General features: G+C 48.1%; 8 protein-coding genes. 5 read left to right on the top strand and 3 right to left on the bottom strand.

Annotated features, from left to right (window positions below; translation table 11 throughout):
• Positions 1-116: 116 nt before the first annotated feature.
• Positions 117-1073 carry a D-2-hydroxyacid dehydrogenase gene (locus tag CHH60_RS19630; RefSeq protein WP_095360719.1) on the bottom strand — a complete coding sequence of 319 codons (957 nt, stop codon included), beginning with the start codon at positions 1071-1073 and terminating at the stop codon, positions 117-119.
• Positions 1074-1263: 190 nt separating this feature from the next.
• On the opposite strand from CHH60_RS19630, the gene thpR reads away from it, so the two are divergent.
• Complete coding sequence (gene thpR / locus CHH60_RS19625) at positions 1264-1866, top strand: RNA 2',3'-cyclic phosphodiesterase (protein ID WP_176476134.1); 603 nt, start codon at positions 1264-1266, stop codon at positions 1864-1866.
• Positions 1867-1997: 131 nt separating this feature from the next.
• A complete protein-coding gene (locus tag CHH60_RS19620) occupies positions 1998-2858 on the top strand; it encodes a cell wall hydrolase (RefSeq protein ID WP_095360717.1) in 861 nt (286 codons plus the stop codon).
• Positions 2859-3158: 300 nt separating this feature from the next.
• Here CHH60_RS19620 and CHH60_RS19615 read toward each other — a convergent pair whose 3' ends face one another.
• Positions 3159-4379: an MGDG synthase family glycosyltransferase gene (locus CHH60_RS19615; RefSeq protein ID WP_095360716.1), complete on the bottom strand. Its 1221-nt coding sequence runs from the start codon at positions 4377-4379 to the stop codon at positions 3159-3161.
• A 352-nt stretch (positions 4380-4731) separates the two neighbouring features.
• Between CHH60_RS19615 and CHH60_RS19610 the strand changes: the two genes are divergently transcribed.
• Complete coding sequence (locus tag CHH60_RS19610; RefSeq protein ID WP_095360715.1) at positions 4732-5313, top strand: TetR/AcrR family transcriptional regulator; 582 nt, start codon at positions 4732-4734, stop codon at positions 5311-5313.
• Positions 5314-5529: 216 nt separating this feature from the next.
• Complete coding sequence (locus CHH60_RS19605) at positions 5530-7821, top strand: YhgE/Pip domain-containing protein (RefSeq protein WP_095360714.1); 2292 nt, start codon at positions 5530-5532, stop codon at positions 7819-7821.
• Between the two features lie 477 nt (positions 7822-8298).
• Here the strand turns inward: CHH60_RS19605 and CHH60_RS29620 are convergent, their stop codons facing one another.
• On the bottom strand, positions 8299-8502 hold the full coding sequence (locus tag CHH60_RS29620; protein WP_141236974.1) for a hypothetical protein: 204 nt from the start codon (positions 8500-8502) through the stop codon (positions 8299-8301).
• On the opposite strand from CHH60_RS29620, the gene gltB reads away from it, so the two are divergent.
• The gene (gene gltB / locus CHH60_RS19600) at positions 8494-13092 is read left to right on the top strand and encodes a glutamate synthase large subunit (RefSeq protein ID WP_095360713.1); all 4599 of its coding nucleotides are present in this window, start codon (positions 8494-8496) and stop codon (positions 13090-13092) included. The genes CHH60_RS29620 and gltB overlap by 9 nt on opposite strands.
• Positions 13093-13102 lie beyond the last annotated feature (10 nt).

Here is a 13102-nt window from a genome sequence, read left to right as displayed (position 1 = left end):
GAAGAAAACCTCCAACTCGGAAGAAATGATTTCCGGGAGTGGAGGTTTTTTTATATCCATTTTTAGAAATAATGATAAGGCATTTGTACAATTACGCATGGAAAATATAGGGCGAATTAGTATTTATGACTATAGTCGACCAGGTTGACCGGCAGTGTTTTGCCCGCCAGGTAAGCTTCCAGATTTTCCACAAAAATATCAAGTGCCCGATCCGTATATTGCTCCGTACTTCCCGCGATATGGGGGGTAATTAAAACATTGTCCTTATGCCATAATGGATGCTCAGCAGGAAGGGGTTCTTCTTCAAAAACATCCAATGCAGCATAGGCGACTTGACCCCTATCCAGTGCACGAATCAGCGCTTCAGTGTCTACACTTGGACCTCGTCCTACATTGACGAAGCAGGAGCCTGTCTTGAAATGTTCGAATGCGGTTTGATCATACAAATGATGGGTTTCGTCTGTGAGAGGCAAGATGTTAATGACATAATCACCCTTGCCCAAAGCTTCATGCAGTCCGGACATATCGTACATGTGATCGACATTAGGAACGTCTTTGCCGGACCGGCGAACCCCGATGACATTCATGCCAAACGCCTTGAGAATACGGGCAGCTTCGGTGCCGATCTCTCCTACACCAACAATGACAGCCGTTTTGCCGTGCAGTTCTGGCAGTGGTTTGCCGGGATTTTTCCACTCGGCTTGCTGTTGATGAAGCATGGCTTGTCTCAGCCAGCGGCTGTGCGATAACATCATGCCTACAATAATTTCAGTGATCGGGATGGCATGTACGCCATTGGCACTGGTCACCTGAATATTTTTTTGTTCCAAATCCGAGAAGGGGAGGTTATCCACACCTGCGGACCAGACCTGTACCCACTTCAGGAGGCTGTCCTTCTTCAAGGCATGTTCTGTGACGAGTGGAGACCAGCCAACAATGATTTCAGCTTCTGTTAACGCTGCAGGGTCAATCTCCTTGGCTTTGCTGACGGTCAGCGTGTAGCCGGGTGCGGCGTCTAAAATGCGCTGCTGCTGTTCCGCAGATAAAGATGGAAAACATACAATTTTACCCATAGTGTGTAACCTCCTGAATTCGATTGAGTTGTGTGATAAGTGTAGCAGATTTGAGAAAATGTTGCAGAAAGGCAGGAGTGCAGCCTCATGTGCAAGTGCCGAAACTTATGTCAATCTATAATTACCCAACTTGAAACGATACATATAATTGTGAAATAATAGAACGAACTTTAGAGAGGTGTATACGATGATGAATAACTATTCATATACGGATCTACCATCACGGCGGGAAAGATTATTTACGGCGTTACGTCTTCCGGCAGCTATTCAGGAATCCCTTCAACTTGATGCAGGAATGGTGAAGAACGGACTTGATTTTCGCAAATGGACAGACCATCGGGATTACCATATCACGCTGCAATTTCTGGGAGATACACTGGTGAGTGATATCGGGCATCTGCGGAAAGCGCTGCGCATGGCGAGTAATGGAATTAAGCCGTTTGAACTGCAAACTTCCGGTTGGGGAACTTTTGGTCTGAAAGATGCTCCGAAGGTGTTGTGGAGGGGTGTGGACGGCGAGCTGGAGTCTTTGAATCTTCTTCACAAACGGATTCTGGAGGCCACATCGACACTTGGATATGAAGCAGAGCTGAGACCTTACTCTCCGCACATTACAATTGCACGCAAATTTCTGGGTTTAGCCCCAGGAAATGAAGATAAAGGTATTTATGGGGTGCTTCCGGAACATTCCTTGGGTGCTAAATCATGGATTGTGGAGGACTTTGTACTTTATGTGACCAGGCTGGGACAATCGCCGATGTATGAGGTTGTGGATACGTTTTCATTTTCCTGAAACTCGTTTTTATGACATAAAATCACATTGACATTACGTTTATCCCTATGTAATATTAGCCATCGTTATTCAAATTCTTTTTTTTGGGTTACTTAGTTAAGGGAATTGTTGCGACAGGAGGAATCTTACGAATGGATATTATAAGCAAGAATCGTTGGGTAGCACCGATGTTATCTGTGCTGCTTGTATGTATAGTGGGGGTTAATGTAGTCCAGGCAACTGGGAAATGGAACGAGGCAAGTGATAGTAAACAGATGACTGATCTGGCGGCTTCTGTGCAAAATAGCGCATCATCTTCTTCAACTGGGGACAGGCGTATGATGACAGACGGGACAAGTCTGTCTGCTGATTCATCGATTCATACGGCAAACTGGACGGCTTCATTGCCAGCCAAGGACTGGCTTACGGCTGCTCAGGAAGAACAGGAATTGAAGGAAGCCAAGGCCAAGCATAAGGCCAGAGCTGCTGCGGCGGCCAAAGCCAAAAAAGAAGCTGCCCTGAAATTGGCCAAAATAGAGAAGGCCAAAGCGGCTGCTGCTGTAACAACTCCCCCCCAAAAACTTTACTTTACGCGGACCGAGCTTTTGAACCAGGAGGACTCGAAACTTGCAACCTGGTCATACAGTGTGTCCGATAAAGAGCTGCTTCTGCTGCAAAAAATTGTCATGGCAGAGGCGGAAGGTGAACCGTACGAAGGCAAAGTGGCAGTTGCCAATGTTGTCTTAAACCGGCTGCGGTCAGCCAATTTTCCCGATACTATTTATAAGGTAATCTATCAGAAGTCTCAATTCAGCCCGGTAGCCAACGGACGTCTGAAGCGTGTAGTTCCCAATGAGGACAGCGTGAAGGCAGTGAATGCTGCACTGAATGGACAGAAGGAAGTCGCTGATGATACGTATTATTTCTTATCATTGACGCTTGCCGATGATCTGACGGTTGCCCGTTCGAAGAAAAAAGTGAAAACGATCGGTCATCATACTTTTTACAAGTAATTGATCTGAAAATTCTGCAAACAGGCAGGGTAGTTAATGTATTAACATTACACGAACCTTTGAAAACACCTGAAACAGAGTTTTATTTCGGTATTTAAATGGATCTCTTTCCTTTAAATTACCCTTTTTTCTGGTAAAACATACGTTTATTTTAAAGGAAATTGAAGAAGGTTCCCTTCCAAAATGAGAAGGGAACCTTTTCTGTATCCATTTCGTTTCAAATGAGTTGATGTTAATCATAAGACATGTCTATCCGCATTCAACACCCTCCTAGAAGAGCTCTAAGGGCCCTTAGAGGCTTTAAAAAGGAATTCTGGTACCTGACAGCGTCGTGGCAGGAATTCCGGCCTTGAAGCGTTCCTTGGGCGTGGAGGGGAAGTCGGCTGCAGCCGGACACAATAATTCGTGAACAGCCTGTGCACAAGACTTCGGATCATAGGATGGTCTGTTCCACGGTTTGCGTACAACTTTCAGCTGACTTTCAGCTTCATTTGGTGCTTTTGTCCGGTCACACAGTTCTCTGAACCTAGTGGTAATGACGTCTGCTGAATGTATCACCTGGCCGTATCCGGCTTGTACAAAGTACTCGCAATTCTCTTCTTCCTGGCCGGGGAGCGGTGGGATAAACAACATCGGCAGCCCTTTGGCCAGAGCCTCTGTGCAAGTCATGCCGCCCGGTTTCGTAATAAGGACGTCCGATACGTCCATCAGCTTGCTGACTTCCCTTGTGTAACCGAGAATTCGGATGTTCGGATGCTGGAAGCAAGCCATCTCTTTCATCTTGGAGATCATCTTCTCGTTGCTTCCAAGGCAGAATACAAGCTGCACCCGATCAGCCCAGGAGGTTAATAGTTTCATATGTTCTTCATCAAAGGAAAGCCCCCATCCACCGCCCATAAGCAGTGCCGTAGGCATATCCTGAAGCCCCATTTCCTGACGCAGCCGTACTTTGTCACCTGCTTCCCAAAAATCAGGATGCACGGGAATTCCCGTAACCTGAATTCGAGAGGGGTCGACTCCCCGAATCTCAAGTAATGCCTTAACCTGTGGGGTAGAGACCAGATACTGGTTTACTTCAGGATTGATCCATGTACCGTGCACATCGTAATCCGTAATGACCGTATACAGTGGTATGTTCAGCCCTTGCCGTTTCAGTCTTGAAATGACCGCATTCGGAAACGGATGGGTGCAGATTACGGCATCCGGCTTCAACTGGGATACGACCTGCGCCGTCTGAGTATAGAAAATCCGATGCAAGGCGAGTTTGGTAAATCCGTTTAACGATTTATTATATTGTGTCCGATACAGCATGCTGACCAGTTTGGGCTGGACGGATAATGTTTTTCGATAGGCGGAAAAAATAAGCGGAGCCACCGTCGGATTCAGGAATTTGCCAAGTTCGATCACGCGGCTATGGACGTGTGGACTGACCTTTTTGATGCCGCTTGCCAGCGCATGTGCGGCCTGGGTGTGACCGGTGCCGAAACCTTCGGATAATAAGAGCACTCTTGGTTTTCGCATGAGTTCACCTTTATTCATAAGTTTAAATTTGATAAGTTCACCGTTCTGCCGTACCCTTCAATACATGAATATACAGCGAAACGGAAAATCATGTTCATTCCATAAATATTTACACGAAAGTTGATGTTCTGAGACAGTCCATCTTCGTTTAATCCGTATTATTGGAACCATCATACACTATAGACGACGAATGAATCACTTTCCACTGCATTTCGGTTAAAATAAATTAACACAATTTTGAAATGTTAGGGTTGCAATCTGTTGACGAAGGTGATAATGTAAGTTTTGACCAAGTGACCAAATTGTATTTTTGGTCATTTTGTAAGTGAAGATTAGTGAAGGAGGGGATATGATGGCTCCGATTGACCGGAGGCAGCAGGTCATTCATGCAGCAGCTCAGTCGTTCGCCATGTTTGGATACAAAGCTACCACGATGGATCAGGTAGCCAAGATAGCGAATGTAGGCAAAGGGACAATTTACACTTTTTTTACGAACAAGGAGCAGCTGTTTGATCAGATTCTGGTGGAAGTCATCCAGGAAATGAAAAATATTGCCCATCGTGAAGTGCGTCAGGAAAGTGCCTTTTTTGATAACCTGTTTCGTGTGCTGGATTCATTGCTGGAATTCCGACGTGATCATGATTTATTGGTGAAGCTATCCCAGGAACTTAAGGATTTTGGAACACTTCAGGCCAAGGAGGGTCTGGACAAGGTGGAGAAGGTCATTTCCGATTTCTTGTCCAAGGAGCTGGAGAAAGCCAGAGACAGCGGTGAGATTCGGGATTGTGATCCGCAAGTCGTGGCCTTTATGATGATCCGTCTGTATATTGCACTCACCTCGGATTGGAATAAACAGCACGAACCGCTCAGCAAAGAGGAAATCAAAAATTACTTTCGTCTTTTCTTAATGGAAGGAATTGCTGCCATCATGTAGTTTCCAAATTTCTCTACTATAATATAGGGAGAATATGGAGTGTCTTTTTCCATGAAGGCAGTGAGGCTTGCCGAGAGGCAGGTTTGTTTTTTTGTTCTGAATTGACCGTTTGAGGAAAGTAGTCAGTTCGTATTTCAGCAAATTGCTGAATTTATTCACATATTTACATTAAGTTAGTTCCTGCTCATGAAGCAGAGAGTTAGGGGAGAAAAAGACATGAAATCTTTATCCGTGTTTTTCAAGGATGTGGGATCGGCCGTGAGAAACCCGAAGGTGTTGATCCCCGTCATTGCAGTAATGTTTATTCCGATCCTGTATAGCGGCATTTATCTGGCTGCCTATTGGGACCCATATGGTCATGTTGACCAGATGCCGGTGGCTGTCGTCAACCTCGACAAGGGAGCAGAGCTTGAAGGCAAATCCTTGCAGGTGGGCGATGATCTGGTGGATGAGCTGAAGAAAAATAAAGATTTTGAATGGGAATTCGTTAATGCATCTCAAGCCAAAGAGGGTATGCAGAACGACAAGTACTATATGCAAATTACGATTCCTGAAAATTTCTCATCCCAGGCCACCACGCTGCTGGATGATCAACCGCAGCCTGCTGAACTGATCTACGAACCGAACGGCAATTACAGCTTCGTAGGCGCACAGATCGGCAAGACGGCAATCAAGGATCTTAAGGCGAAAGTATCTGCCAAGGTGACAGAGGCTTATGCCGAAACGCTGCTCGACAAGTTCTCCGAAGTATCTGACGGACTGGCGGAAGCCGGCGATGGTGCGGGCGAACTGAATACGGGGGCAGGCAAACTGGATGATGGTGCCGTCAAGCTGAAAGACAATTTGGCCAAACTGGCATCCGGAACACTGGAGCTTCAGGATGGGCTATCCCCATTGAGCGATGGTGTTGATGCTCTGCATACCGGGGCTACCAAGCTGGAAAGCGGAACAACCAGTCTGGTATCCGGCCTTCAGCAGCTGCAGGCTGCGGCCTCGGATCAGCTTCAAAGCGGAGCAGACCAGTTAAAGGATGGCAGTGACAAGCTGCAGGCAGGTCTTCAATCATCACTTGATGGTACAGGCAAGCTGCAGGCAGGTCTTCTATCATCCGAACAAGGCAGTGCGAAGCTGTCTGAAGGCCTGCAAAGTGCAGTGCAGGGTAGTGGAACTCTGGCGTCAGGCTTACAGTCTGCCGTTGATGGTAGCAGTAAAGTTGCGGATGGTGCCCAAGGTGTGGCGGATGGTTTGAAACAGCTGGCTGCATCTAATCCGGAGCTGGCTGCAAGTGAGGATGTTCAGAAGCTGCTGGCAGCCAGTGAGGCTGTGGCAGAAGGCAGCGCGCAGCTGCACGAGAGCGAGCAAAAGCTGGCGCAAGGTGCCAATCAGCTTCACGAGGGCAACCAGCAGCTTGCAGCAGGTGCGACAGAGCTTCACGGCGGACAAAAGCAGCTGCTGGCTGGAGCCGACCAGCTGGTTGATGGACAGCAGCAGCTGCTGGCTGGAGCCAATCAGCTTAGCGAAGGCGGAGCGAAGCTCTCAGAAGGCCTGAAGCAGTTTAGCGGCAAGTTGGGTGAAGCTGCAAGCGGCGGCACTCAGCTGGTGAACGGGGCCAAACAACTTGGCACAGGCACAAGTGCCTTGCAAACCGGAGTTGGCAAGCTGAGCGGTGGTGTGAGTTCACTAACAGACGGTTCCAAACAGCTTGGTGATGGTGCAGGCGAATTGGCGAATGGTTTGACTGAGCTTAAAGACGGCTCAAGTGAACTGGCGACCAAGCTGAATGATGCTGCTCAGAAAACGTCTGAAGTGAAAAAGACTGATGATGTGGTCAACATGTTTGCTGAACCGATTAACTCGGCTGAGAATGAAGCAGAATCCGTGTCCAATTACGGTACAGGATTGACGCCATTCTTCCTGTCCATTGGACTGTTTGTCGGATCCCTTATCTCGACAATTATTTTGAAAATGCGTGATACATCCGTACCGGGCGCATCCGGCTGGAGCCGTTTTGTAAGCCGTACACTCGTATTTGGTTCCATGAGTATTTTCCAATCGGTTATCGTTGCGAGCTTTATGCTGTATGGTCTTGGTCTGAAAACGCACAGTGTAGGACTGTTCTATCTGTTCACAATTATTACGGGACTGACGTTCATGTTGATTGTTCAGGCGCTTGTTACCTGGCTTGATCTGCCTGGACGCTATGTGGTCATTCTGCTGCTGGTATTCCAGCTTGCGGCAAGTGCAGGAACCTTCCCGGTAGAACTGATTCCGTCCTGGCTTCAGGCATTTAGCCCATGGTTACCGATGACGCATAGCATTATGGGCTTCAAAGCAGTCGTATCCAGTGGCAACTTCGATGTGATGTGGCATCAGGCTGGAATCCTGGCCATCTATGCAGGGGTATCCGTTCTGTTGACGCTGGCGTATTTCCTCTGGAGTGGCCGTCGTCCGAAAAAAGAAGCTGAAATGACTGATTCGGCCGAATCGGGTCAAGTTGTGACAGCATAAGTCTGAAGTAATGCAGAGTAATGGCTTGGTTGGAAAAATAAAGTTTGTTAACCAGTATCAAAATTATGCAACATAGTAGTCAAAAAGTGCAAAGAGCTTGTGACCCCAAAATGGGCCACAGGCTCTTTTTGTATACAAATGCATGTTCGGGCTGCATTTTGCTCGAAAACGGAATGGGAATTTGGTGATATTAAGCAGAAACGCAGGCTGCATATGGAATGTTTTTCTTTTGTCAGCAGATAAAATCAGTTGTACTCTGTCTTAAAATGTGTATAATTATTCGAAAAAGAGATGAATTTAAACGTCATTACACTAAAGCTGTACTGCAAAACATTTCTTATCAGAGGTATTAAAAAGTTTAAATTGCGCTGATGTTAGGTCGGTGTTAAAATAATAGAACTATATCAAAAAACGTCGCTCCATATCAGCGGTCGTGCCAGCGACTGCGAGTAATTATAATTGTGCTCCTTTACCGGCTCATCCGGAAGCACTACGAAAGAATGACTTCTTCTCCAGCAGCAGAAGTACTCTAAATCCAATGACCCGATTGTGGTCACCCCGATTATTCAGCAGGGTTCTCAACCTATAGGCCCGCTCCTCCCGTTTCATTGTTGCTTGTTGCCTATGTTCTTGATCTTTCCGAAATACTTCATTATAGAAAGGTTGCGTTCCATGAGACACATCGGATTACCTCCTAAACAGGGTTTGTATGACCCACAGTTCGAAAAAGATGCATGCGGAATGGGTTTTGTTGCCAACATCAAAGGAGTACCTTCACACGATATCGTTAGCCAGGCACTGACCATGCTTAGTAATATGGAGCACCGCGGGGGACAGGGCAGTGAGCCGAATTCCGGTGACGGAGCCGGTATTTTGATTCAGATTCCACATCGTTACTTTGCACAGGAAGCAGAGCGCCTCGGCTTTGCGCTGCCAGAGCAGGGAGCGTATGGCGTGGGAATGCTGTTCCTTTCTCAGGATCCTGAGATTCGTCATGCTCACGAGGAGAGCCTGAAGAAAATCATTGAAGAAGAAGGACAGACATTCCTCGGTTTCCGTGATGTGCCGACCTTTGATGAGATGCTTGGTCGTTCCGCCCTGGCTGCGAAGCCTTATGTGCGTCAGGTGTTCATTGGCAGATCTGCGGATATCAACGATGAGCTCGCGTTCGAGCGGAAGCTGTATGTGATTCGCAGACGTGCTGAGCTGGCGATCCGATATTCGGCTGATGAGAAAGAAGGCGGTTCGTTCTACCTGCCAAGCTTGTCCTGTCGTAAAATTGTCTACAAAGGCATGCTGACAACCGAGCAGGTTGGACAGTTCTACCTGGATTTGCAAGAGGACCTGGTTGAATCGGCGATTGCATTAGTACACTCCCGTTTCAGTACCAATACATTCCCGAGCTGGGAGCGTGCCCACCCGTATCGCTTCATGATCCACAACGGTGAGATCAATACGATGCGTGGTAACGTGAACTGGATGCACGCACGTCAATCGCTGTTTGAGAGCGAAGTGTTCGGTAGCGACATCTCCAAAGTGAAGCCGATCATTAACCCGGACGGTTCGGATACGGCGATGTTTGATAACACACTGGAGTTCTTGTATTTGAGCGGACGTTCCTTGCCACACGTGGCAATGATGATGGTTCCTGAGCCGTGGAGCACGGATGAGGGAATGGATCCGGCCAAAAAAGCATTTTATGAATATCACAGCACGATGATGGAGCCGTGGGACGGGCCGGCAGCAATGGCCTTTACGGATGGTCTGCAGATTGGTGCAACACTGGACCGTAACGGTCTGCGTCCGGCACGTTATTATGTAACGAAAGACGATCGTATCATTTTGTCCTCTGAAGTCGGGGTCCTTGATATTGCTCCGGAAGAAATTCTGTATAAGGATCGTCTGCGTCCAGGTCGCATGCTGCTCGTGGATACAAAAGAAGGACGCATCATCTCGGATGAGGAAGTAAAAGCTCTAATTGCAGCCGAGAATCCGTATCAGGAGTGGCTCGATGAGCACTTGATGGATCTGAATGAACTGCCGGAAGCGCCGGAACTTCCAGATCCAAAACACGATAACGTAACCCAGCTTCAGCTGGCCTATGGATATACATTTGAGGAACTGCGCAAAGTGCTGGAGCCAATGGCATCCACAGGCATGGAAGCTACGGGCTCCATGGGTTATGATGCCCCACTGGCAGTGCTGTCGGATCGTCCACAGCGTTTGTATAACTACTTTAAACAAATGTTTGCACAGGTAACCAATCCACCGATTGATGCCATCCGTGAAGAGATCGTCACGTCTACGGCTACAACGATTGGTCCAGAGCGCAACTTGCTCAATCCTGAACCGGAGAGCTGTCGCCAGATTCGTCTGGATACACCGGTATTGTCCAATGAAGATTTCGCGAAAATTCGTCACGTGCGCCGTCCAGGCTTCCGTTCGATGACCATCCCGATTTTCTTCACGGCCAAAGAAGGTGCGGAAGGACTGCGCAAAGCAATGGATCTGCTATTTGAAGCAGCGGACCGTGTCATCGACAAAGGTCATAACATTTTGATCTTGTCTGACCGCGGCGTGGATGCGGAGAATGCGGCCATTCCTGCACTGCTTGCAGTGGCAGGTTTGCATCACCACCTGATCCGTCAGGGTACAAGAACCAAAGTCAGCATCTTGCTGGAATCGGCAGAGCCTCGTGATATTCATCACTACGCATTGCTGCTGGGCTACGGCGTAAGTGCTGTGAACCCTTATCTGGCATTCGAAACACTGGATGACATGATTCAGCAAGGGCTGCTGCGCGGCATCTCGCATGAGAAAGCTGTCAAAAACTACATTAAAGCCGCAACCAAAGGCGTTATTAAAATATTGTCCAAAATGGGAATCTCGACAATTCAGTCCTATCGGGGCGCTCAAATTTTTGAAGCGGTTGGCCTGAAGTCTGATTTCGTTGATCGTTACTTTACTTGGACGCCATCCCGGATCGGTGGTATTGGTCTGGAAGAAGTGGCAGCAGAGGTGCTGACTCACCATAATCGTGCCTTTACGGACAAAGACGGCAATGACAAAGTGCTGGATTCAGGCGGTGAATATCAGTGGCGTAATGACGGGGAGGAACATCTGTTCAACCCGCAAACGATTCATACGTTACAACACGCCGTTCGCACAGGCGATTACAACCTGTACAAAAAGTATGCCAAACTGGTGCAGGGTGAGAATGATCAGTTGCTGACGATTCGTTCCATGCTGAAACTGAAACCGGCAGGGCCGGCAGTTCCGCTGGAGGAAGTGGAATCCGTTGAAAGTATTATGCGCCGCTTCAAAACAGGTGCGATGTCCTTCGGTTCCATCAGTAAGGAAGCACACGAAGATTTGGCGATCGCTATGAACCGTGTCGGTGGTAAATCAAACACAGGTGAAGGCGGGGAGGATCCGGCTCGCTTCATTAAAGATAGCAACGGTGATTCACGGCGCAGTGCCATTAAACAGGTTGCATCCGGACGTTTCGGTGTTACGTCGAACTATCTCGTAAATGCTGACGAGATCCAGATCAAAATGGCACAAGGTGCGAAACCGGGTGAAGGTGGACAGCTGCCAGGACGTAAAGTATATCCTTGGGTTGCTGAGGTTCGTGGTTCAACACCTGGCGTGGGTCTGATCTCACCGCCACCGCATCACGACATTTACTCTATCGAGGATTTGGCTGAGTTGATCTATGATCTGAAAAACGCGAATCCACGTGCGGAAATCAACGTGAAGCTGGTTTCCGAAGTCGGCGTAGGTACCATAGCCGCAGGTGTAGCCAAAGGTCGTGCCGATATTATCCTCGTAAGTGGATACGACGGCGGTACGGGTGCATCTCCACAAGGTTCGATCCGTCACGCGGGTATGCCTTGGGAGCTTGGTCTTGCCGAAACACATCAAACGCTGATGCTGAACAATCTGCGTGACCGTGTTGTTCTGGAAACAGATGGCAAAATGTTGAATGGTCGTGACCTTGCGATTGCTGCCTTACTTGGAGCGGAGGAGTATGGTTTCTCCACAGCACCACTCGTGGCATTGGGATGTATCATGATGCGTGTTTGTCAGATGGATACATGTCCGGTAGGTGTAGCAACGCAAAATCCGGAGCTGCGCAAAAATTACATGGGTGATCCGGCTCACGTTGTGAACTTCATGCGTTTTGTCGCTGAAGATGTACGCGAAATTATGGCTGAGCTTGGTTTCCGTACCATTCAGGAAATGGTTGGACGTACAGACTGTCTTGAAACGGTTCAGGCAGTAGATCATTGGAAGAAAAAAGGTGTGGATCTGTCTGTGCTGCTGCATGTACCTGAGATGCCTGAAGGTTCTGCACGTTATCGTACACAGCACCAGAATCATCAATTGGAAGAGACGCTCGACATGCAGCAATTGCTGACGTTGGCTCAACCTGCGATCGAATCTGGCCAACCGGTTGAGGCTGTTCTTCCGATTACGAACGTTAACCGGGCAGTAGGTACGATTCTGGGTAGTGAGATTACACGGAAATATGGTCTTGCTGGACTACCGGAAGACACCGTTCAATTCAAGTTTGTCGGCTCTGCCGGACAAAGCTTCGGGGCCTTTGTACCTAAAGGGATGACCCTGACCGTTGAAGGTGATTCCAATGACTACGTTGGTAAAGGATTATCAGGAGGTAAACTGATTGTTATGCCTTCTCCGAAAGCAACGTTCAATGCCGAGGATAATATCATTATTGGTAACACGGCTCTGTATGGAGCGACCAGTGGTGAAGCTTATATTCGCGGGATTGCAGGTGAACGGTTTGCCGTACGGAATTCGGGTGCAAAAGTCGTTGTGGAGGGTGTGGGTGACCACGGTTGTGAATATATGACCGGTGGACGTGTCGTCGTTCTGGGCGATACAGGTCGTAACTTTGCAGCCGGGATGTCCGGAGGTATTGCTTACGTATATGATCCGGAAGGCACTTTCCTGCAGCGTTGTAACCTGGAAATGGTTCTTTTGGAGCGGATTGAAGATGTATCGGAAAGTGCAGACCTGCGCGGCATGATTCAACGTCATGTGGCTTATACAGGCAGTGCTGCAGGTGAGCGTATTTTGGATAACTGGCAGGATTCTGTGAACCAGTTCGTTCGGGTTATTCCGAAAGACTTCAAACGGATGACAGAGCAGATCGAACGTGTTCAGGCGACAGGCTTGACGGGAGAGGAAGCTTTGCTGGCTGCATTTGAAGCCAATATGCGTGAGCTTGCACGTGCGGGAGGTTGAGTCCCTCTTT

It is taken from the genome of Paenibacillus sp. 7523-1 (assembly GCF_002276415.1).
GTDB lineage: Bacteria > Bacillota > Bacilli > Paenibacillales > Paenibacillaceae > Paenibacillus > Paenibacillus illinoisensis_A.
Note: the sequence above shows the minus strand (reverse complement) of the source record. Positions and strands in the feature narration are given on the sequence as shown.

Excerpts from the sequence above, each read along its gene's own strand:
- CHH60_RS19620 (WP_095360717.1), top strand. The coding sequence starts at position 1,998 with ATGGATATTATAAGCAAGAATCGTTGGGTAGCACCGATGTTATCTGTG.
- CHH60_RS19630 (WP_095360719.1), bottom strand. The coding sequence starts at position 1,073 with ATGGGTAAAATTGTATGTTTTCCATCTTTATCTGCGGAACAGCAGCAG.
- gltB (WP_095360713.1), top strand. The coding sequence starts at position 8,494 with ATGAGACACATCGGATTACCTCCTAAACAGGGTTTGTATGACCCACAG.
- CHH60_RS19605 (WP_095360714.1), top strand. The coding sequence starts at position 5,530 with ATGAAATCTTTATCCGTGTTTTTCAAGGATGTGGGATCGGCCGTGAGA.
- CHH60_RS19615 (WP_095360716.1), bottom strand. The coding sequence starts at position 4,379 with ATGCGAAAACCAAGAGTGCTCTTATTATCCGAAGGTTTCGGCACCGGT.
- CHH60_RS19610 (WP_095360715.1), top strand. The coding sequence starts at position 4,732 with ATGGCTCCGATTGACCGGAGGCAGCAGGTCATTCATGCAGCAGCTCAG.
- thpR (WP_176476134.1), top strand. The coding sequence starts at position 1,264 with ATGAATAACTATTCATATACGGATCTACCATCACGGCGGGAAAGATTA.